18 protein-coding genes and 1 pseudogene are annotated in these 21,628 nt (G+C 64.1%); 9 read left to right on the forward strand and 10 right to left on the reverse strand.

Annotated features, from left to right (window positions below):
• Nucleotides 1–90: 90 nt before the first annotated feature.
• From AC5Y4H_RS00220 to AC5Y4H_RS00235, 4 genes are read right to left on the reverse strand one after another with little or no spacing between them, the layout of a single operon-like run.
• On the reverse strand, nucleotides 91–879 hold the full coding sequence (locus AC5Y4H_RS00220) for a TatD family hydrolase (RefSeq protein WP_499977538.1): 789 nt from the start codon (nucleotides 877–879) through the stop codon (nucleotides 91–93).
• Nucleotides 876–2,234 carry a Qat anti-phage system QueC-like protein QatC gene (qatC, locus tag AC5Y4H_RS00225; protein WP_499977539.1) on the reverse strand — a complete coding sequence of 453 codons (1,359 nt, stop codon included), beginning with the start codon at nucleotides 2,232–2,234 and terminating at the stop codon, nucleotides 876–878. The genes AC5Y4H_RS00220 and qatC overlap by 4 nt, the downstream gene beginning before the upstream one ends.
• Nucleotides 2,231–2,956, reverse strand: a complete 726-nt coding sequence (locus AC5Y4H_RS00230) for a Qat anti-phage system associated protein QatB (protein ID WP_499977540.1) — start codon at nucleotides 2,954–2,956, stop codon at nucleotides 2,231–2,233. The genes qatC and AC5Y4H_RS00230 overlap by 4 nt, the downstream gene beginning before the upstream one ends.
• 2 nt (nucleotides 2,957–2,958) lie before the next feature.
• Nucleotides 2,959–4,971, reverse strand: coding sequence for a KAP family P-loop NTPase fold protein (locus tag AC5Y4H_RS00235; protein ID WP_499977542.1), 2,013 nt, complete (start codon nucleotides 4,969–4,971; stop codon nucleotides 2,959–2,961).
• A gap of 473 nt (nucleotides 4,972–5,444) precedes the next feature.
• On the opposite strand from AC5Y4H_RS00235, the gene AC5Y4H_RS00240 reads away from it, so the two are divergent.
• From AC5Y4H_RS00240 to AC5Y4H_RS00255, 4 genes are all read left to right on the forward strand, one after another.
• Nucleotides 5,445–5,840 carry a helix-turn-helix transcriptional regulator gene (locus AC5Y4H_RS00240; RefSeq protein WP_499977543.1) on the forward strand — a complete coding sequence of 132 codons (396 nt, stop codon included), beginning with the start codon at nucleotides 5,445–5,447 and terminating at the stop codon, nucleotides 5,838–5,840.
• Nucleotides 5,841–6,208: 368 nt separating this feature from the next.
• On the forward strand, nucleotides 6,209–6,922 hold the full coding sequence (locus AC5Y4H_RS00245; RefSeq protein ID WP_499977545.1) for a cutinase family protein: 714 nt from the start codon (nucleotides 6,209–6,211) through the stop codon (nucleotides 6,920–6,922).
• Nucleotides 6,923–7,017: 95 nt separating this feature from the next.
• Nucleotides 7,018–8,019: a glycoside hydrolase family 6 protein gene (locus tag AC5Y4H_RS00250; RefSeq protein ID WP_499977547.1), complete on the forward strand. Its 1,002-nt coding sequence runs from the start codon at nucleotides 7,018–7,020 to the stop codon at nucleotides 8,017–8,019.
• Between the two features lie 141 nt (nucleotides 8,020–8,160).
• The gene (locus AC5Y4H_RS00255) at nucleotides 8,161–8,637 is read left to right on the forward strand and encodes a CAP domain-containing protein (protein ID WP_499977548.1); all 477 of its coding nucleotides are present in this window, start codon (nucleotides 8,161–8,163) and stop codon (nucleotides 8,635–8,637) included.
• Nucleotides 8,638–8,720: 83 nt separating this feature from the next.
• Here the strand turns inward: AC5Y4H_RS00255 and AC5Y4H_RS00260 are convergent, their stop codons facing one another.
• The 4 genes from AC5Y4H_RS00260 to AC5Y4H_RS00275 all read right to left on the reverse strand — a co-directional run bounded on the left by AC5Y4H_RS00260 (nucleotide 8,721) and on the right by AC5Y4H_RS00275 (nucleotide 12,922).
• The gene (locus tag AC5Y4H_RS00260) at nucleotides 8,721–9,134 is read right to left on the reverse strand and encodes a hypothetical protein (RefSeq protein ID WP_499978085.1); all 414 of its coding nucleotides are present in this window, start codon (nucleotides 9,132–9,134) and stop codon (nucleotides 8,721–8,723) included.
• Nucleotides 9,135–9,249: 115 nt separating this feature from the next.
• Nucleotides 9,250–10,914, reverse strand: a complete 1,665-nt coding sequence (locus AC5Y4H_RS00265; protein ID WP_499977550.1) for a putative alpha/beta hydrolase — start codon at nucleotides 10,912–10,914, stop codon at nucleotides 9,250–9,252.
• Between the two features lie 139 nt (nucleotides 10,915–11,053).
• Nucleotides 11,054–12,187: a cellulase family glycosylhydrolase gene (locus AC5Y4H_RS00270; protein ID WP_499977551.1), complete on the reverse strand. Its 1,134-nt coding sequence runs from the start codon at nucleotides 12,185–12,187 to the stop codon at nucleotides 11,054–11,056.
• 252 nt (nucleotides 12,188–12,439) lie between these two features.
• A complete protein-coding gene (locus AC5Y4H_RS00275; RefSeq protein ID WP_499977553.1) occupies nucleotides 12,440–12,922 on the reverse strand; it encodes an NINE protein in 483 nt (160 codons plus the stop codon).
• A gap of 131 nt (nucleotides 12,923–13,053) precedes the next feature.
• Between AC5Y4H_RS00275 and AC5Y4H_RS00280 the strand changes: the two genes are divergently transcribed.
• The 5 genes from AC5Y4H_RS00280 (at nucleotide 13,054) to AC5Y4H_RS00300 (ending at nucleotide 17,522) form a co-directional block, all read left to right on the forward strand.
• Complete coding sequence (locus tag AC5Y4H_RS00280; RefSeq protein ID WP_499977554.1) at nucleotides 13,054–13,440, forward strand: DUF2237 family protein; 387 nt, start codon at nucleotides 13,054–13,056, stop codon at nucleotides 13,438–13,440.
• 93 nt (nucleotides 13,441–13,533) lie between these two features.
• Nucleotides 13,534–14,805 (forward strand): sulfotransferase family protein, encoded by a 1,272-nt coding sequence (locus AC5Y4H_RS00285; RefSeq protein ID WP_499977556.1) that lies wholly within the window; start codon nucleotides 13,534–13,536, stop codon nucleotides 14,803–14,805.
• A 14-nt stretch (nucleotides 14,806–14,819) separates the two neighbouring features.
• Nucleotides 14,820–16,058, forward strand: a complete 1,239-nt coding sequence (locus AC5Y4H_RS00290; RefSeq protein WP_499977557.1) for an MBL fold metallo-hydrolase — start codon at nucleotides 14,820–14,822, stop codon at nucleotides 16,056–16,058.
• Nucleotides 16,055–16,534, forward strand: coding sequence for a VOC family protein (locus tag AC5Y4H_RS00295; RefSeq protein ID WP_499977559.1), 480 nt, complete (start codon nucleotides 16,055–16,057; stop codon nucleotides 16,532–16,534). Before AC5Y4H_RS00290 ends, AC5Y4H_RS00295 begins: the two co-directional genes overlap by 4 nt.
• Nucleotides 16,535–16,550: 16 nt before the next feature.
• Complete coding sequence (locus AC5Y4H_RS00300; RefSeq protein ID WP_499977560.1) at nucleotides 16,551–17,522, forward strand: LLM class flavin-dependent oxidoreductase; 972 nt, start codon at nucleotides 16,551–16,553, stop codon at nucleotides 17,520–17,522.
• 346 nt (nucleotides 17,523–17,868) lie between these two features.
• Here the strand turns inward: AC5Y4H_RS00300 and AC5Y4H_RS00305 are convergent.
• Both AC5Y4H_RS00305 and AC5Y4H_RS00310 read right to left on the reverse strand, forming a co-directional pair.
• Nucleotides 17,869–18,156: pseudogene (locus tag AC5Y4H_RS00305) on the reverse strand (FCD domain-containing protein); the annotation flags it as partial.
• Between the two features lie 88 nt (nucleotides 18,157–18,244).
• Nucleotides 18,245–21,628, reverse strand: coding sequence for a pyruvate carboxylase (locus AC5Y4H_RS00310; RefSeq protein ID WP_499977563.1), 3,384 nt, complete (start codon nucleotides 21,626–21,628; stop codon nucleotides 18,245–18,247).

Below are 21,628 nucleotides of genomic sequence, written 5' to 3' on the forward strand. Positions count from 1 at the left end.
CGACTTCGGCTCCGAGACGAGCAGCCGGTTGCCGGCGCGGCCGAGGGTGGCCGCCACCGTCACGGAGTCCTTGACGAGGTCGATGCGGTCTCAAGTCCGTTGCGCCGCAGTCCCTTTTATCAAAGCATCGAGATTGGCGCGTAGGCAGATCGCGGTCGCATCGGTCGGTTGTTGCCAGACTCGGGCGAGCGTCGAGAGAACGTGGTGCAGATCGTCTGGCCGCGCGGGGCGCCCGCGCGTGGAGGCATAAGGCCCATCGGTTTCGAGTAAGGTTCGGTCGGGCGGAATCAACGCAATTATGGCTGGACCCCGTTTCGAGCGAATCATGGCCGGGTTGATCGAGAAGTAAAGGCCTGCCGCCAGCGCGTCGTCGACTAGCCGGAGCGGTCCGCTGTACCAATGCAGTACGGCGGGCAACCTTGCATCGGCTAGGCGCGTGATGACTTCCTGCGCGGCACCCCGACTATGCACTGTCAGTGGGTGGCGACCCGGTTGGGCTTCGGTGAGTACCGTATCGAAGACCCGGAGCTGCTCTTTGCGGGTTGCGGCGCCAGCGGGTGAGAAGTCTAGACCGACTTCACCAATCCAGCCAGCCATAGGCACCATTCGCAAGAAGCGGGCAAGGTCAGATGGGCGGAATGATGCGGCGCGCAGGGGATGCAGTCCGAGCGCCACCTCGACGGCTGGACGCGTACCGAGGCGCAATGTCAGGCGGCGGTATTGGTCGGGGTCTTCGGTGACGGCTACGATCGCGACGTCGGATGCTGCCGCGGCGCTGAGCACTGCGATCGGATCGGGATAGTCGGCCAGATGGCAGTGGGTATCCACCAGAGAGTTTCTGGGCCCGAATTCCTCTTGCCCTCTTGAAATTTCGGTCACTGCAAGTCTCCGATTAGGTCAGCAGTGTGACCGCTAGCCCCGGTCAGCCAATCACGCAGTTCGGTGAGCCCCCTCCGCCACACTCCGACGAAGGCATTGTGTTCGCCATCGGGTATGGGGCCGTTGCGCAGGATGTCACTGTCGGGGCGTTCGGCATAAACGCCGGCGATGACTGCGCGTAGGTCGGCGCCGCGTCGAGTATTGCGGTCGAGCAGGCCTTGGCCATTGAGCGCATCCCACGCGTAATTAGAAGCGTCGTCCCAACCGGCATGAGCCATGGCAGCGCGGCGGATCAGGCATGGGAAGCAGTAACCGCAGTTGCCTTGGGGGCGTTGGACATAGCGTGCTGCTTCCGGATGCGAACATGAGAGGCTGAGCGGGGCCAGATTGGCGAGTAGTTCGAGATTCTTCGATGCGGCTAGCAGTTCACCTTTGGTGCTCAGCCGGTAGGGGTTGCGAATCGGGTTGGTAACACCGAGGGCAGCTGCGGCACGGCCCACCTCTTTAATGAAGTGTGGGTGGGTAGTGCGGGTGCTGTAACTGCCGACACGGGCCCGCGTTAGCGGCACGTTGATGCCGATGAACCCGTTTTCGGGAATGTAGACGGGGGTGTGGGGGCTCACGGACGCAGCCAGAGCGAGCGCAGCGGTTAGGAACAGCAATGACCGCGCACGCGTGGTGGTTTCGCGTGCCGGCGGCAGCGGCCGATGTTGTTGGGCGTCAGTCGGCGCTGGCCGCAGATAAAGGCGTTGCGCAATGAGTCGCTCGGCCCCGTAGTGCTGCCTAAGTCGTGCGAGCACCGTGTCCTGGGTATGGGAGGCTTGGCCACCCTCGTTGTGCGATAGCAGGCACACCCGGATCGGCGGATCGGTCTCCAGAAGATCGATAACCCCGGTCAACGAGTCAAGCCCGCCGGAAAACAGGCAGACAGCGTCGATCTCTCCAATCGGAATCGGACCCTCAGGCACGCCCGCGATTTGACCCAATGGATCTGTGTCGCTGTGCGTTAGCGCAATTGCCCAGTGATCTCCGGTGAGAAAGTTCAGCACGGGCGCCCAATTGGCAGCGTGCCAGGAGTAGGAATCGCGGACAGGCAGTTCTAGCTTGATGCGCCGGGTCCAGCGGTCCGAACTCGTTCTCCGAAGTGCGGTCTTATCGACGCAGTAGGCCGCCGCGCCGAGCAGTAGTAAGTCGAGAGCGTTAGCCGGTGGGCGCCAGCCGTCGAAGAATCGCGCACCGCCTGCGCCGATTTGGATGGTGGCCTCGGGCTCGCCGGGGCGCCAGTCGAGCAACCGCATGTTGGGATCCGTCGGCAATGCTGCGCCGCGGTCGGTTCGTAGTCGGTAGGTCGTCACCTGTTGTCGCCTTCGATCAACGCGCTCAATGCCTCGTACGCGCTGGCTATTGCGTCATCGGCCAAGGCCCGACCCGCCCCGCCGCGCCAGTCCACGGTGAACGGGTCGTCGGGCAGATGTATGGCTACCAAGTCGGTAATAATCAGACGCATCTCTTGGTCGGCATGTCGGGACTGGCCCGGATCGTTGAGGCGGCTCAGTCGTTCGGCAACCACCGGCACCCTGTTGTAAACGTAAAGCGACAAGAAGGTTTCCAACATCCGGTTGAGGTCGTCGGGGGTGACGTTGATCGCCTCAAGATCAGTCCACTGGTCGGCGTCGCCGAATAATTCTTCCAGGACGTCGCAGGCGGCGTCGCGAGCGGCTTGTGCGTCGAGGTCGTCTCCGTCGCCAGCGATGAAGGTGATAAGTGCGTCGAGCACGCTGAACCGGTCCTGCCCTACGAGGTCTTCGAGCCCTATTGCGGTCAGGGCGGCCGCCAGGTCAGCGCTACCCATGCCCGAGAGCAATGCGCCAAGGCCCTGAATTCCGCGTCTACCGGCACGCGCGGACCCGGCCGCGCCGGCAGTGCCGCCCAGCACTGGAACGTGACGACCCAGCAGACGTCGAGCCCGTGCTGGCGATCCTGGGGTGCCCAGAGTGCGGAGATAGGAAGTGGTGGCGCGCTTTAATGGTGTCCACGCGCCACCGCTGCCGGCGGCTCGATCAGTCGAGGTGCCCATTGTCAGCTGCCGCGCCTGGTGCGAGCGGCGCGACCGGTTTTCACCACGCCGCTTAAGCCTGTGTTTGCACTGGTTTCCCAGTGATCCCAAAGCGCGATAACGGACGATTTGTCGTTGGGTAAACGGCGCACGGCGGAAAGGCCTGCTGCTGGGGGTATCGATGCGGGTGGGATTCGGCGCAGCGATTCGCACACTGTGTCGACAATGTCGGCGTTGAGTTCAGCGAGCTCGATTGCGGCGGTAAGCGCGACGCCTTGCGGGTGTCTATGTGCGCGATCGAGAAGGGCTTCTGCCAATTGCGCGCGCTCGGAGGGGACCAACGCGGCGACCTCCGGGTAATGGCTCCGGCGGGGTAGCTCACGTTCGTTTTGGACGAGATTGAGTAGTTTTTGCAGGTGGAGCGCGAGTCTGGACGCCGACACGCCGAAGGAGAGTTTGTCCCGCGAATAGGTGAAGTATGGGCGTAGGTCGACTCTTTTGAGTGGTGGATCGAGGCATAGCCAGTCGTGGATGAACGGTTTGTCCGCCCACTCGCGCACGTCGCCGTCGCTCTCTTCGCTCTTGACGGACTCCGGGTCTTGGGCCTGTGTGGCCCCACTTTCGGCTGCGCCTTGACTACCGCCCGTGGCGGCGGAGGTCTTCGCGGGGGCAGCGGTTGAGTCGTCGCCGCCGCGCGCGTAGTCCTCTGCTGCCGCAAGCTGGGGAGAGGGTCCGAGGGCGGCCATCTGCCAGTCGAACACCTTCTGGAAGTCAGAGTTGTACTGGTCTTCAAGGACCATGACTTTGGCGAGCACGGGCAGCTCGAGTTCCACCTGACGGCGTGCTGCTGCGCGGTGCTTGAGTAGCAGATTGTTGAGGAAGCGTTTGAGCTGGCGGGGATTACCTCGCAGCGACGCGCCAAGCACGGGCATGATGTTGGCAGCCCAACCAAGGTCGCGCGCCAGATCTTCAGGAATATCGTTCAGCAGTATTCCTGCTATGCCGGCGTTGAATGCTACGGCCAGCCCGTTTTCGGCGCGATTTTCCGCGGCCTGCTTCACAACTTTGTCAAATGCCTCGTCGTCAAGGTGCAGTTCGGCGAAGAGCAGGTTTGCGTAGGTTTCGGCCTCGGGCGCCGACAGCGCCGGAATGACAATCTTGAGCTGCAGCATCTTTTCGAGGTAATCGCGTCCGATACCGGCTCCGTCGCGTTCGAGTTCGGGGTAGCGCGAATCGATCGCCGACTCGACCACGGCTTGATTTAGCGCGAGGACGTACGCGGTACGGGGGGTGTTGAGGAAGAGCCGGATCGCCTCAAAGGTGTCGACGACTGTTTCGGGCAGGCAGCGATCGAGGTCGTCGACGAAGACGACCACAGCGTTGATGGGAGGGTCCGCGCTGTCGATAAGGTTGCCGAACTCGGCACGGAACTCGCTCACGTCCGTGATGGGCTCGGCGACCGGGGTTTCTGCTGAGCCTGGGGGCTGCGGTGCCGGTTCGTCGAACAGTGGCGAGACTTGTTTGGTGACCGCTTCGGTGACGGTGCCAGCTAGCTTGAGCGTTTCGGGATCGGTGCCGGGGGCATACGCCTGAATGAAGAAGGGCACGATCGTGGGAGCGGCTGCGGTGGTCACGCGACCAGCGCGCCGCCCCCATCGTACGAGCCAGCGGCCGAAGCTTCGCAATCGGGTGATGCGTTCCTGAGAGTCGGGTACCCGCCACGCCAGTTCGTCGAGGACGGCATTCATCAATGCGACTTTGACGTCTTCGACGTCCTCGTACTGCCACGGGCTGAACGGGATGGTCAGATAAGGTGCTGCAGCATCCGTCTCGCTGTCGCCGGTGTCCGGTGGTGGGTAAGCGCGGGCTAGCTCCTTTGCTGTGATGCGCATGAGGCTGGTCTTGCCTGATCCCCAGTCACCCAAAAGCCCGACGGTCAGCGGCAGCAGACGGGGTTGAGTTAGTGCTACTACCAAGCCGTCGACGAGGTACTCGAACCCGAGTAAGTCGATTTCGGTCTCGTTGTCAGCCCACACCCCAGCACCTCTCGTTCGACGCCTCAATACGTTCGTGCGGATTGGTTCCAGTGATTTTGCGGAAAGCGACGCTTCGACTCATCGACCTAATTAATGGCCGCATGTTGAACCGGATCGGACCTCATCCTGGCGCACCTCACGGGATGTTATTACGTTGATTGAACGGGCAAGGGCAATTCGGCCCACATTTGTTGGTACTGCGAAGTTGGTTGTTGGAGCAGTTATCAGCGGCGGCGCGGGTCCAATTCAAGGACCGCCCAGTCGCAGGGCCAGGCTCGGCGCGCCCCGTCTGGCCGACCGCAGCTACGGTGCAGAATAAGCGGTCGCCGCCATGGGTTCACGGCATGCGAACAACGTATGGGCCTGGCATTGAGCCACCTAAGCCGAGGACCGGTGCTGGCACTGCGAATCCAAACGGTTCGATGAGGTCACCGAGCCTCGCAAGCGAAACCCAAGAAATATAAGGGGTGACGATGGAGTGGTACGAGAAGGCTGTACACGCCGCGAACCGCATCGACCCGGCCCATACATCGCCGTGGAAACTAGCAAGCACGTACGCCCTCCTGTCAATCGCGGAGAGTCTGGTGTCGGGTCGGCCTACTCGCTTGCCACGCAAACCATCCGGTGAACTCCGCTGCGGGAGCGAGCAATCTGCCGTGTACCGAGAGTCTGGGACGTCCGCGACCCTCGGTGACCACGACATACTCACGCTCGCCGAGGTGGCCGAGATGACTCGGACAAATCCGGCCACGCTGCGGTATTGGCGTTGCACCGGCGAGGGCGGCCCAAAGTCTTTCAAATTGGGCCGGCGCATCATGTACCGTCGCGCCGACGTCGAGCAGTGGATGGCCGCTGCACACAGCTCTTAAGCAGCCGGTCGATCGCCCTGCCCTCCGCTGTCATGCTGCATGCATGGCCGTAGAGGTTGCTTGTGTTTGCTGTTGATATCGGGCCTGCCTAAACCCTGTCGCGGGCAAGCCGCCAAAGGCCAATGGCCACAAGTTGGCCACAATTTGGCCACAGTAACAGTTAACTGATGTGAACTACTGTGATGCTTTTCCGCAGCTAGTCACAATTTCAGCTTCCTGGGCAGGTAGCTGAATAGGGTTCAAATCCCTCCGCCACCGCCATAACTGCACCGAACCCCGGGTAGTCCTGCCGGAAGCCGGCTGATCGACGCGTGCGTGCCGCCGCAAAAGCCGTGGTTTAGAAATCACGTTTTTGGGCAAACAGCGGCATGATCGCACGTCACGGCCCTCGCCTGCTTGCTCCTGCGGCAGCCGCGATCTCGGGCGCTGCCGCTTGTGGCCTCGTAGCCGCCATACCCGCCGCCTCCGCCGATCCATGTCCGGACGTGCAGGTGGTGTTCGCCCGGGGCACCGACGATCCACCCGGCCTCGGCCCGACCGGGCAGGCATTCGTCGACTCCCTGCACTCGCGCATCGGCGCGAAGTCCTTCGACGTCTATCCCGTCGACTATCCAGCCACGCATGACTGGACGAACGCGGGGGAGGCCGGCGTCAGAGACGCGGGGGCACACGTCGTTTCGATGGCGCGCGACTGTCCCAACACCAAAATGGTGCTCGGCGGTTATTCGCAAGGCGCGGCCGTGATGGGCTTCGTCACCTCGCCCGTCGTACCGAACGGGATCGATCCTGCGGCCGTGCCCAAACCGTTGGATCCGGACGTGGCCAACCACGTCTCCTCGGTTGTGCTTTTCGCCTTGCCCAACGAGAAGGCGATGAACTTCTTCGGCGAGCCACCGGTCACCATCGGCCCGCTCTATCAGGCCAAGACCATCCAGGTGTGCGCCGCCCAGGACCCGATCTGCTCTGAAGGCATGAACTTCGCCGCACATGACACGTATTCGACCAACATGGCAGTGATCGACCAGGGCGCAGCCTTTGCGGCCAGTCGCCTGGGTGGAGGTCCCGGGGGCGGATTCATGTAAGCGGATGGCCGTGGCCATCGTCCGAATGACCGCACGTGCGAGTCGGGCCGTCCACGATTGGCGCTCGATGCTTGCGAACCACTAACTTCCCTGAGGTGAAGTTCTCAGCTGCTGGTGCAGTCGCGCGCTGGATCGCCCCCTTGCTTACGGTTGCGGCAGTCGCCGGCCTGGGGTTTCTGGCCGACCCGGTGCAGGTTCGTTCGGTGCCGGTGCGCCTGGTCACCGACGGCGACCCACTGGTGGGAGCGCCGTTCTACGTCAACCCGACGTCGGCCGCTATGCGCGCCGCACAAAGCGCCGACCCGCCGAGCCCCGAGTTGACTACCATCGCCAACACACCGCAGGCGTATTGGATCGTCCCGGGGTCGTCGGCGGGCACCGTCGGCAAGTACGTCGGCGATGCAAATGCCGCGGGCGCCATCCCGGTCCTGGCCATCTACGGCATCCCTCACCGCGACTGCGGCAGCTTTGCTGCGGGCGGTATGGCGTCGGCCGGCGACTACCGCGCGTGGATCGACGGCATCGCATCCGGCACGGGCACCTCGCGGGTGGCGATCATCGTCGAACCCGATGCGCTCGCCATGGCCGACTGCCTGTCGGGTGATCAGCGCCAAGAGCGCTTCGATTTGGTCCGCTACGCCGTCGACACGCTGAGCGGCGATCCGAACGCGGCCGTCTACGTCGACGCGGGTCACCTGCGCTGGCACACGGCCGAGGACATGGCCGCCAGGCTCAACCAGGCGGGTGTCAGTCACGCGCGGGGTTTCAGCGTCAACACTGCGAACTTTTTCACCACCGAGGACGAAATCGGTTACGGCGAGGCGATTTCGGGCCTCACGAATGGTTCGCACTATGTGGTCGACACGTCGCGCAATGGTGCAGGACCGGCACCCGACTCCGATCTCAATTGGTGTAATCCCAGCGGCCGAGCACTGGGCACTCCGCCTACTGCGGCTACCGCAGGAGCGCATGCCGACGCCTACTTGTGGATCAAACGTCCGGGTGAATCCGACGGGACGTGCGGCAAAGGTGATCCGCCGGCCGGAAACTTCGTGAACCAGTACGCCATCGATCTAGTTCACAACGTCGGTCATTAGGAGCGGCTCGAGCCTGAGTCCGCATCGGCGAGTAGCAGCCGAGCGCCGCGGACGGATTTGCGATTCGCGATCGTACCGGGTCGACAATGGATAACATTTGAGTATCAAAAGCAGTACAACGAGCGCACGGCACGAGGCGTCATGGCCAAGAAAGTCGAGATCATCGCCGTCTTCGCGATGTGTACTGTCCTGGTAACGGTTCCCGGCGCCGCGCCCGGCTTCCCAGCGCGCGCAGACGATTCGGGGACCGTGTTGTACAGCGGCATCAACCAGCTTCGTCAGGGCTGCGGGGCCATCAGCGATGACCCGCGTTTGGCCGAGGCGGCCCAGCGCCACGCCGACGATATGCTGCGCAGCGGGGTGAGCGGACACATCGGTTCGGACGGCTCGTCGCCGCAGGTGCGTATCACGGATGCGGGTTATAGAAGCAGGTACTCGGGTGAGATCGTCTTCTGGGCAACCGGGTCCGCCGCGAATCCCAACAAGGCCCTCGATATGTGGATGCAAAGTCCACCCCACCGAGCGATCATCCTGAATTGCTCATATAACGCGGGCGGTTTCGCCACCGCCTGGGACGGCAACAAGATGACAGCGGTCGGTGACTTCGCAGCGTCGTAAGGCACTCTGCACCAACCCGTTTGGGTTCCTTCACCATCGCCGCCACGGACGGTGAAGCCAGCCGCGCGCCGCCTCGTCGGCAATCACACGTGAGGCAGCCAGCGGGACCCGCGCGGTGACAATACGAAGCCGCGGCCCTGGGGGTCTTTACATGCGGTGGTGCCTGAGTTGTCCACCCCGCATATGACGCCATTTACGGTGATGGAATGCAAGGGGGGCAGAGTCTTCAAAGGGTGTCCGTAGACCTGATTGTTAGCGGCAATCGGGTCGCCGGATTGTGTAAGCCCAGAGGTGGTCCCGATCGCGTTCACCGTGCCGGTTCCGGCGGCTGGCGGGATAGCGGGAAAGTTATTGCCCGTGCACTGCGCCTCTCCGGAGAAGAAATCGCACGTGATGCCATCGGGGGTAAGGAAATACACCGTATTGAGAGCTGTGCGGCCCGTGTTGGGAAGCCCTATCGTGTAATCCGCGACGTTCACGGGTGAGTACCCGCTCATGTCGGGGAAAGCAGGCGCGTCGGCGCGGGCATTGCAGCTGGACACCATAGCGCCGACTATCCCGGCAGCGACAGCGAGCGTCCTGTTGATCATCTTGACCCTATCGGCGGGCGGGTTAGTGGTTCGCATTAACCTGAAACTCCTGGGTGTTGTAAGGAGTATTGGTATTTGTATCCCATTGACTCACGAAAAGATTCAGCTTATCCAGCGTTGATCCAGGAAGGATGAATCCACCGTAGTTCTGGGGTACAAAGTTCGGCCCTTGCGGATTGCTCTGCTGTGCAACAACTGTCGGTCCAACACTCAATACTTTCGTGGGGTCGTTCGCCACTCGCACCTCGACGTTTCCAGTGCCCTGGTTGAAGCCCGACAGCACCGCCTGGCCGCCGACTTCCCTGAAACTGAGTTCCCCGAACGGTGTGCGGCTGATCGGTGTGTTGGCGAGTTCACCGGGTTGGCCCCAGCCGGTTCCGTTCCAGGGTTGCCAGAACTGGCGCTCGGTGACGTGGTTGGGGTCGACGCGGTACATGGTCACGCCTCGGGTTCGGTCGAACGAGTCGGCAGCGATGTACACCGTGCCGTCTTTGGCTTGAAAACCGCTGATCTGTGTGGGCTGGCTTGTTGCGCTGGTCCCCGGGTGAATGGGGTCATTCGGATTAGGAGGGTTGGGTGTCCAGGGGCGCCACGATCCCGGGATCGGTTTCCATCCCTGGCCAGCATCATTGGTCACCTTGACGAGCCATGAGCCGCCCGTGGGATTCAGCTTGTCGGTCCCCGCGACCATCATGTAGGTGGTCCCGTCACTCATGCGGATGCTTCCGGCTGGCAGTGTGTTTGTCCCGGCTGCCTCAGGCGGCGGTGGGAACAAGGCATTTTGGCCGTCTTGCCCAGTCAGCGGCGCACCGAAATGGGGACGGCCCTCGGCGTCGAAGGTGACTGGGACGGCCACCGACGGGTAGTGCTTGCCGTCGTAAGCCTTATCCCCGGTGAATGAATCCCCAAAGATCGCGAACAGCTTTGCGGGCTGTCCGTTCTGCCCGGGCACCTCGACCACTTCCCCCAAGTCCGCCGCCCCGATCCCCGGGATACCTGGGATACCTCCGGTTCCGGCGATCGGGCCCAGGTTTCTTGCCTCACCCGGCTTCAGCGGACTTTCCATCCAGGTGTCGACGGTTGTCGGAGGGTCGTAGCCGTCGGTATGCAGAGCGCTCATTGTTTTACGCAAGGTGTCTGAGTAGGCGTTGCGGATTGAATTCATCTGCTTGACAGCATCGCGGACGTCGTCCACGGCGTCGGCGTGCGCAGCGTTCATGAGTTTCTGCAGTTTGTCGCGTTCCGTCGCGGGGAGGTCGAGCTTCAAATCCTCCTTTATCGCGCCGATGAGTCTGTCGAGTCCCCGCAGCTCACTTTCCAGGGTGGCGATCTCTTGAGCACCTTGCTTTTGCGCGTCGGCCAACGCGGCGGCGATGCTTTCCAACTCGGCGCCGATCTTGGGCAGTTGGTCGGACTGTGCGCCAAGGGATTTAGTCACCCGCTGCACCTCATCGGAGTCGTTGATGGGGTGGCCACCATCCTGGTGGTTCCAAGATGCGGCGAAACGTTTCCGGGCTTCCTCGAAGGCATGATCGGCCTCGGCGGTGTGGCGGCCCGCGCCATGAAAGGCCTCCGCCAGCTGGGATATCTGGAACGGGCTGCCGGACTGCAAGCTCTGATTGATCGCCCACGGATCACCGCCGGCCGACGCGATCAGCTCCGCTTCGCTCAGGTTCGTCAGCTGCATGGCGCCGCCAGTGGCCGACAAACACCGACGAGCATCGCCGCCCCCTTCTGAACTGGTACAACCCTACTACCGCAAGGTCTACGGCGGGTTGGTGTCAGCGGCCTGGCCGAGACGTTTCAGGGAGCTCGCAACCTAAAGATCAGGTCTGACTACCGGCCAGCTTTCGAACCGTCAGCGCTTCGATGTCTTGGAACGGCCGCCCCTCGGGCCGGATCAGATCGTGGAACCACACTTTCGGGACCGACGTGTAGGGGTGATCCCATGAGTCCCACGGGAAGTAAGTCTGGGTCTTGCCGGCCACCAGGCCCCAGTTGATAGCGCCGACGTTGTGACGCTTGGCCACCGGCAGAATTGATTGGACGGTACTGCCCTGCGGGCGTGCCATGTATTCCGTGCACAGGATCGGCCGACCCAGCGGAGTGAGCTCATTGATCCGGTTCTCGAACCCAGCGGGTCCCGCGTAGGAGTGGAAGGTGATCACGTCGGCGTTGGCGAGCTGTATGTCGCTGATTGCGCTGCGGCCCTGCGGTTGTCCCCAATCCCCGCGCCACACACCACTCGTCAGCGGCTGGCTGGGGTCCACCGCCCGAGCCCAGCGAAAGACCTGGGGGAGCAGGTTGGTGACCAGTTGTTCTTTGTCACTTCGTTCGACGTTGCGGTACTGGCGCGCGGGGTTGTCGGGCTCGTTCCACAGGTCCCAGCCCAAAATCCGGTCATCGTTGCGGAATTGGGTCATCACCGCGGTGACGTAGTCATGCATGACCGGGATGTACTTCGGATCACCGAGGCGGTCGGCGCCCGGGCTCTGCGCCCAGCCGGAGTTGTGCACGCCGGGCCTCGGCGCGCGCTGGCGTCCCGCGCGCGGTTGCGGATCCCAACAGGAGTCGAAGAAAACGAGTAGCGGTTTGATGCGATGGCGCGCGGCGATGTCGACGAATTGCCCAAGGCGCGTTTGAAAGCCGCGCTGATCGGCCGCCCAGAGCTGATCATGAAGGAACACCCGCGCGGTGTTGTGGCCGTAGAACTGCGCCCAGCCAAGCTCGGTATCGATGCGCCGCAGATCGAAGGTGTCGGGCTGGAACATCTCGAACTGGTTGATGGCGTTCGCCGGAATGTAGTTTGCTCCAACGAGCCAGCCCTGCGCCTGATACCAACGGTTGGCGCGCTCGGGTGACCACCGGCCCGCTTCCTCAGCGGAAGCCCGCGGCATCCGGGCAACTGCGGCGCCCGCCGCCAGCAACAGTGGGAGTTTCAGGGCCGTACGTCGTTCCACGATGTGACGATAAGTTTTCGGGGCGATTTCCCTGGGATTTGCTCAGCGCGTCGCGACGACTTCAGATGACGATCGTTACGGTGCCGTCATCGGCGTCGTGTCCTCGTCATCGTGACCAATCCGTGACCACGGCGATCGGCGAGCCCACACCGTCATACCCGCAGACGAAGTTAAAATGCGGCCCGAACGCACGCCAAATCCCTTGTCGGACAACCGATCAAAGGTGCCCGCTGACGGCGAGCGGTCGGACGCCTATCGCAGCTTGCGACCGTGGTTGTCTTTGACGTTGCCGGTGAACATCAATATCGCGTCGACGATGGCCCAAACGATGCTGCCGAGCAGAACTGGGAGACCGACAAGACAGAACAGGCTGAAGAGGACTCCGAACAAACCGACGCACAGCTGCGCCACCGCGATCTGAGTCGAGTCGATGTAGAAGCGGCCGATCCCGAACAAGCCAAGGAAGAGCTGAAGCAAGCCGGCGGTGGTGGCGGACTTATCCGACAGCGGCAGGCCCGTAGTTTGGTCGCGGCCAAAGGGTGCCTGCGGGTCGACATAGCCCGGGTAACCGGAATGGCCCGGATAGCCCGCGTGTCCGGGGTAAGCCTGCGGGGGCGGATACCCCGGTGGCGGCGGTGGGTTGTGCGGGTTCGGCTGCGGCCCGTAACCGGGCGGCTGCCATCCCCAGGGTGGCTCACCGGGCGCGTTCGGAGGCTGGTTGGGCGGCATCGACATCGATTCGAGTTAACACGCCCGAAGTCCGGCCGTCCACATGGGCGGGCGTCGCAACCCGAGCCGGAAAAACCTGACAACGGAGTCGGCGCAATCGCTGAAAAATTCGCCCCTGGGAGCGCAATACTGAAGGGGTGCCTGATCGAAATGTGTTAGGCGGTCCGCTGGAATCGTGCGGCACAGACCCACTGACCGGCTTCTACCGCGACGGTTGTTGCTCGACCGGCCCCCAGGACCTCGGGCGGCACACCATCTGCGCGGTGATGACCGCCGAATTCCTGGAGCACCAGCGTTCCATCGGCAACGACTTGCTGACGCCGGTACCCGAGTATCGGTTCCCTGGCCTGCTGCCGGGCGACCGCTGGTGCGTGACCGCACTGAACTGGCTGCGCGCTCATCACGACGGTTGTGCCGCGCCGGTGGTGTTGGCGGCAACTCACGAGAGCACCCTCGAGGTGGTACCGCTGGAAGCGCTGCAAGAACACAAGGTCGACGTTCCCGACGATCTGGCCAACCTGTAGCGCGACCGCCGGCGAGGTGGCCGAACGATGCGTCTGCACCGCGTCTAGCGTCTGTGTCATATTCCTCACCTGACGCGTCGAAGAGGGGTTCCGGTGGGTTCTGCAGTGGACGACATCGACTTCGCCGATTTGACGTCGCCCAAGCTGACCGACGTGCAGCGCCGGATCCTGGAATTCACCGAAGCCGAGCCCGTCGACCTCGGCATCGACCGGATGCTCGCGGAGGCCGTCGAGCAGGCCGGCCTGGCAGCCGGAGCCGCCGACCTCGACGACACCGACGGCTTCGCTGACCGCCTCCGCGCGCACGTCGGGGCCATCGAAGCCGACGAAGGCCTGCGGCGGCTCACCCGCGGCTCGCTGCGCCAACGGATCGTTCGCCTGCTGCGCAACCGGTTGTCGCTCAACGAACTCATCCAGCGTTATCCCGAGATTGAATACATCCCGATCGAAAAGCCATTCGTCGTCGTGGGGATGCCGCGTTCGGGCACCACGCATCTGGTGAATCTCATTGCCGCCGACCCGCGCCGGCGCGCCCTGCCGTATTGGGAGAGCCAGGATCCCATCCCCGCCCGCGGGCAGGGCCCGGACATCTTCGGTATCGATCCCCGCTACGCGCGGGCCAAGGCAGAACACGATGCGTTGATGGCGAGCGCGCCAGCGGTGGCCGCTATGCATGACCGGTTCCCCGAGGCGATCGAGGAGGAGGTTGAGCTTCTTGACCTCGATCTGGCCTCCTACGTTCTGGAATGGCATGCCCGCGTGCCCGACTGGCGCGATTTTTACCTGGGTCTCGACCAGACCCGGCACTATGCCTACATGAAGAAGGTGCTGCAGGCGCTCACCTTCCTGCGCGGGCCGCGTACGTGGGTGCTCAAGAGTCCGCAGCACTGCGAGCAACTCGGCCCGCTGATGGCGACTTTCCCGGACGCGACTGTGGCTTTCACCCACCGTGACCCCGTTTCGGTGGTCCAGTCCGCGATCACGATGATGGCGTACTCGGATCGGTTGCGACGTACCAGTATTGACCCGCAGTGGCTGCTGGACTATTGGAGCGACCGGGTGCACCGGCTGCTCAGCGCATGCGTACGTGACCGCCACCTAGTGGCGTTCGAACGCAGCATCGACATCAACTTTCACCAGCTCAACGGCAACGAAATGCAGGTGCTCGAAAGGCTTTACCGGTGCGCGGGTGTCGACCTGACACCCAAGGTGCAACAACGCTTTCAGCGATACCTCGACGGAAATCCGCGCGGCAAACACGGCCGCGTCCGTTATGAACTGCAGCGGCACTTCGGCGTCTCCGCCGACGAACTCCGCGGCCGCTTCGGCTTCTACTTCGACAAGTTCGACGTGCGTCCCGAATGAAGGAGTCACCAGCGATGTCAGAACCTGTCTACCGGAGCAGGCCGGGCGCCGACGCGATGCGCCCGGCTTCGGCCGAGAAGGCCGAAGAGATCGCCCCGGGGATATGGTGCTCGCCGGGCTTGTCCAACTCGTATCTGCTCACGACCACCGAAGGCCGGGTGATCGTCAACACCGGCATGGGCTTCGAGGGACCGGTCCACCGCGCCAACTTCGACGCCGTGGACCCGTCACCGGTGCGCTACATCATCTTCACGCAGGGCCATGTGGATCATGTCGGTGGCTTGGACAGCGTGCGTGACCCCGAGACAACCGTCGTGGCTCAAGCGAATTGGAAGACTTGGCGAAACGACAACGATCGTCTGATCCGGTACCGGGCCAACCGCAGCGCGTTCGCCTTCAAAGACACCCTGGCCGACGGTGTCCAGGCCATCCAGCGGCGCCTGGGCACCACGCGGCTGGCCCCTCAGAGCGTGCCCACCGTCGACATCGACTTCGAAGACACCCTCCGCTTGGAGGTCGGTGGCCGTCGCATGGAGTTGATCTCCGTGCCCGGCGGCGAGACCACCGACTCGCTGGTGATCTGGTTGCCCGAAGAGCGGATCTGTCTGTGTGGAAACACTTTTGGCCCTCTGATTGGCCACGTTCCCAATCTCGTCACCATGCGCGGCGACCGCTATCGGGATGCGTTGACGGCCATCGCGTCGGTTGAGCGGGTCCGCGACCTGCGGGCCGAGGTGCTGGTGACCGGTCACTTCGAGCCGGTCAAGGGCGCCGAACGTATCGACGCTGAATTGACTCGGCTGCGCGACGCGATTCAATACATCCACGATCAGACCGTCGCGGGGATGAACGCTGGCAAAGACGTCCGCACCTTGATGCGGGAGATCGCCCTGCCCGCGGAATGCGAAGTGGGCCAGGGTTACGGCAAAGTGGCCTGGGATGTGCGGGCCATCTGGGAGAACTACTCGGGCTGGTTCCACCACGAATCGACGACCGAGCTGTACCCCGTCGGATTCGATGCCGTCGCCGCCGACGTGGTCGAGCTGGCCGGCGCTGATGCGCTGGTGGATCGAGCCCGGGCGCACCTCGCCGCCGATCGTGCGTTGCAGGCCATTCACCTTGCGCAGCTTGTCCCCCCGGACCATCCGGGGGTCCGCGACGTGCTGCGGGAAGCGCATGAAAAGCTTCTCGCCAACAGCACGAATTTCTGGGAAAGCGCCTGGCTTCGCAACCAGATAGCGAGGAACGCATGACGGCATTCGCACTACGACCCGAGGACTTCTATCACACCGGCATCATCGTGCCGGACCTCGACGCGGCGATGGCCCGGCTGAGCGCGCTGGCCGGCTACCGCTGGATCAGCCCGGTGAGCTACACCTTGCCTTTTCGCACGATGAGCGGAACTCAAGAGGTGACTTCAACTTTCGTCTATTCGCTGCAGGCGCCGCACGTCGAACTGATCAAGGAGGTGCCGGGGACGGCATGGACGGCAGCACCCGGCAACTCGGTCCATCACCTCGGCTACTGGACCGACAGCCTGGCTGAGACGGCAAAAGTATTGGAGGATAACGGCTTTACCTTCGAGGCGACCGCCGACACCGCACCGCCGGATTTAGCGCTCTTCGCCTATTACCTCGACGCTGCGGGCACCCGCATCGAGATCGTCGACCGCGCTCTGTTCCCGGACTTTCCGGCCTTCCTGCAGGCGGCGGCCGGGCCGGAAGCGTAGTGAAACGGGGCCGTAGATGCTATTGACGGTGCTGCGCTTCAACTTCGCTTCGCCGCAAGGAGATCCCCGCACGCAGGGCAGGCTTTTGTCCGCGGCGCTCGAGCTCGGCCAATGGGGGGAATCCCACGGCATCACCTCCATCAGCGTCGACGAGCATCATGCGACCGGGCACGGGTGGAGCTGCAACCCGATCATGGCCGCCGCAATGTTCTTGGCCAGGACCTCGAAGTTGATTGCCAGCGTCGATTGCGCACTGGGCCCGCTGTGGAACCCGGCACGGCTTGCCGAAGACATTGCACTCGTCGACAACATGAGCCGCGGCCGCCTGCACACCACGGTGGGTCTGGGGTACCGCGCAGTCGAGTATGACGGTCTTGGAGTCGATTTCGGCCGGCGCGGCGCGCTGATGGACAGCCTGCTCGAACGCATGCTGGCCATTTGGTCCGGCGATGACTCAGAAGACGGGATCTGCACCGGCACCTGGACGCGGCCGCATCCAGCGCTGTACGTCGGTGGCGGCGCGCGCGCCACGGCGCGCCGCGCGGTCCGGTTCCGGCTACCGCTGAGTTTGGCGGACCATCTGCCCGAGATCGCCGATTACTACCGCGAGCTGTGCGCCGAGGCCGGCATGTCGCCGTTCATCCTCATGCCGGGGCCGGTCAACCGCGGAATGATCTACCTGCACGAGGATCCCGACCGGGCGTGGGCGGAGCTGGGTGAGCATATCCTGTGGGAGGCAGTAACTTACGGACGATGGTCGACCGATCAGCGATCGCTCATGCACTTGCCGGGGGTCCAGACGCTTGACGAAGTCAGGGCATCGGGACGATACCGCTTTCTGACTCCCGGCCAGCTGATCGCGGAGGTGCGCGACGCGGAGAATTACGGCCCGCTCGTCATGCACCCTCTGGTCGGCGGGATGCCGGTCGACGAAGCCTGGAAGTCGGTGCAGTTGCTCACCGACAAGGTCCTGCCCGCACTGACCTGACGAATCCTCAAGACCCGATTGCGGACGCCCATTACGGGTACCTGGGCTTGAAAGCAAGCCGAGATACGAGATGGGACATCGATGAGATCTGACGCGAGGAAGACGATGGCTTTAGCCGGCGGTGCCGCCATGCTGGCGCTCGGGGTCGGTTGGGGTGCCGGAACGACTGCATCGGCCGATACGCCTGGGGCGCCGCCGGCGTCCACCTCGTCCAGCCCGGCTCCCGCGCCCCCACCACCGTCGCCCCAGGTGCCATCCGGTGGGGGCCAAGGCGGAACCACCGGCGGTGGTGGAGCCGGGGCGGGCGGAGGAGCAGGCGGCGGTGGTTGAGCGGTTCTGGTAGCGGCTAGCCGACGCGGCGTTGCTCCAGCGAGCGGCCGGCGTCCAGCACGTGTCGTTCGGCGATCGTGCGGGCCCGCTTGGCGTCTCTGTCACCGAGCGCGTCCAGCAACTCCTGGTGTTCGTCGAGCGAGTGCTTCTCGTGCTCGGGGAACAAGGTGAGGAAATTGCTCGGCACCACTCGGGCGGTCTGCTTGATCTGATTCAACAATCGCGGCGAGTGCGCGGCACGGTGGATCATCTGGTGGAAATGCCAGTTGGCCTCGCCGATGCTGTCGTAGCCGGACCAGCAGACACTGGCGCTGCGCGGCCCTGATCAATGGCAGCCGCTAGTCGATGGCGGCGACCCGCTTCGCCCGGCTTCGCCGCGCTTGCGATCGCCGCTAGTCGATCACCACCAAGAGGTCACCGCCCTCCACCTGTGCGGTCTGCGAGACCGCGATCCGCGCGACCTTCCCGGCCTGCGGGGTGGTAACCGCCGCCTCCATCTTCATCGCTTCGATCGTCGCGATCGTCTGGCCGGCTTCGACTTCCGCGCCGACGTCGGTGGTCACGGTCACGACGCCGGCAAAGGGCGCCGCGATGTGATTCGGGTTGGCGCGATCGGCCTTCTCGGCGGCGGGCACGTCCGAAGCGATGCTGCGATCACGCACCACGACGGGTCGTAACTGACCGTTGAGGATGCACATCACGGTCCGCATGCCGCGTTCGTCGGCATCGGAGATGGCCTCCAGCCCGATCAACAGCTCGACACCACGCTCCAGCTCGACGCGATGTTCGTCCCCTTGACGCAGCCCGTAGAAGAACTGATTGGCGCTCAGCCCAGACGTGTCGCCGTATGCCTCGCGGTGTTCTTCGAGTTCTTTGGTCGGCCCGGGGAACAGCAGCCGGTTCAGCGCCGCCTGCCGCCCGACACCCGGCATGGCCAATGCCTTTTCGTCATCGGCCGACAGCGCCTGCTCCGGCTTCGCCGGGCCGCGCCCCTCCAATGCCTTGGTGCGCAACGGCTCGGGCCACCCGCCCGGTGGGTCGCCGAGTTCCCCGCGCAGGAAGCCGATCACCGAATCCGGGATGTCGTACCGTGCGGGATCGTCAGCGAAGTCCTGCGCGCTGACGCCCGCACCCACCAACGCCAGCGCCAGGTCACCGACCACCTTGCTGGACGGGGTGACCTTGACGAGGTGCCCGAGGATGGCATCGGCTCCGGCGTAGGCGTTTTCGATGTCCTCGAACCTGTCACCGAGCCCCAGCGCGATGGCTTGCTGGCGCAGGTTGGACAGCTGACCACCCGGAATCTCGTGGTTATAGACGCGTCCCGTCGGGGCGGGAAGCCCGGACTCGAAGGGCGCGTACACCTTTCGAAGCGCCTCCCAATACGGCTCCAGGTCGCAGACGGCCGCCAGCGACAACCCGGTGTCGTAGGTTGTGTTCGCCGCGGCGGCCACGATCGACGACAGCGCGGGCTGGCTGGTGGTTCCCGCGAGGGGGGCCGCGGCGCCGTCGACGGCGTCGGCCCCGGCGTGCCAGGCCGCCACATAGGTCGCCAGCTGACCCCCCGGGGTGTCATGGGTGTGGACGTGTACCGGCAGGTCGAAACGGGACTTGAGCGCGGAGACCAGTGTCGCTGCCGCCGGTGCACGCAACAGGCCGGCCATGTCTTTGATCGCCAGCACGTGTGCGCCCGCATCGACGATCTGTTCGGCGAGCTTCAGGTAATAGTCCAGCGTGTAAAGCTTTTCGGCCGGATCGCCGAGATCACCGGTGTAGGACATAGCCACCTCGGCCACCGACGCGCCGGTCTCCCGTACCGCATCGATGGCCGGCCGCATCGAGTCGACGTTGTTCAACGCATCGAAAATCCGGAAGATGTCGATGCCCGTGGCCGTCGCTTCCTCGACGAAGGCCGTGGTTACCGTCTCCGGGTAGGGCGTGTAGCCGACGGTGTTGCGCCCGCGCAGCAGCATCTGCAGGCAGATGTTGGGCAACGCCTCGCGCAGCGTTGCCAGCCGCTCCCACGGGTCCTCCTTCAGGAAGCGCAGTGCCACATCGTAAGTCGCGCCTCCCCAGCATTCAATCGACAACAGCTGTGGCGTGGTCCGCGCGATGTAGGGCGCCACCTTGATGAGCCCGCTGGTGCGGACCCGCGTGGCCAACAGGGACTGATGCGCGTCTCGGAACGTGGTATCGGTGACGCCGACGCCGCGCGACTCGCGTAACCAGGCCGCAAAGCGCTCGGGCCCGAGCTCGGTCAGCCGCTGCTTGGAGCCGGCCGGGGGCGCGGTCGACAGATCGATGTCGGGCAGCTTGTCGTGCGGATACACCGTCGAGGGACGCTCACCGTGGGGCTTGTTGACCGTGACGTCGGCCAGGTAGTTGAGGATCTTGGTACCGCGGTCGGCGGAGCTGCGCGCGGTGAGCAGCTGCGGGCGCTCGTCGATGAACGACGTCGTGATGCGACCGGCCTGAAAATCCGGGTCGTCCAATACCGCCTGCAGGAAAGGGATATTCGTCGAGACGCCGCGGATGCGGAATTCCGCGACCGCCCGTCGGGCCCGGCGCACCGCGGTCGCGAAATCGCGACCCCGGCACGTCAGCTTGATCAACATCGAGTCGAAGTGGGCGCTGATGTCGGCGCCCAGCGTCGTGCCCCCATCCAACCGGATTCCCGCGCCGCCGGGTGTGCGGTAGGCGGTGATCCGGCCGGTGTCCGGGCGGAATCCGTTCGCCGGATCCTCCGTGGTGATCCGGCACTGCAGCGCCGCACCGTGCGGGACGATCGAATCCTGGCTTAAACCAATGTCTTCCAAGCTCTGGCCGCCGGCAATCCGCAGCTGCGCCGACACCAGGTCGACATCGGTGATCTCCTCGGTGACGGTGTGCTCCACCTGGATGCGTGGGTTCATCTCGATGAAGACGTGATTGCCGCGTTCATCGAGCAGGAATTCGACCGTTCCGGCACACGTATAGCCGATGCTCCGTGCGAAAGCCACCGCGTCTGCGCAGATCTGTTGGCGCAGTAGGGGGTCCAGATCGGGTGCGGGTGCGATCTCGACGACCTTCTGGTGGCGGCGCTGCACACTGCAATCCCGCTCGTAGAGGTGCATCACGTTGCCCGCAGTGTCGGCCAGGATCTGCACCTCGATATGGCGCGGATTGATCACCGCCTGCTCGAGAAACACCGAGGCATCCCCGAACGCCGACTCGGACTCACGGCTGGCCGCCTCGATCGCCTCTGGCAGCGATGCGGCGTCGGCCACCCGGCGCATCCCGCGTCCGCCGCCGCCGGCGACCGCCTTGACGAACAACGGAAACGTCATCGACTCGGCGGCCGCCAGCAGCTCGTCCACCGATGTCGATGGTGCCGAGGAAGCCAGCACCGGAAGACCCGCGTCCCGCGCCGCCGCGATCGCCCGCGACTTGTTGCCCGTGAGCTCGAGCACCTCCGCATCCGGGCCGACGAAGGTGATGCCGGCCGCCGCGCACGCCGCCGCCAGATCCGGATTCTCCGACAAGAAGCCATAGCCGGGGTAGATCGCATCCGCGCCGCACGCCAGGGCCGTCCCGACGATGTCGTCGACCGACAGATACGCGCGGACCGGGTGGCCCTCCTCACCGATCTGGTAGGACTCGTCGGCCTTGAGCCGATGCACGGAATTGCGGTCTTCATAGGGATAGACCGCGACCGTGCCAATCTCCAGTTCATAAGCTGCGCGGAATGCGCGGATCGCTATCTCCCCGCGATTGGCGACCAGTACCTTCGCAAACAC

It is taken from the genome of Mycobacterium sp. NGS58 (genome assembly GCF_059812385.1).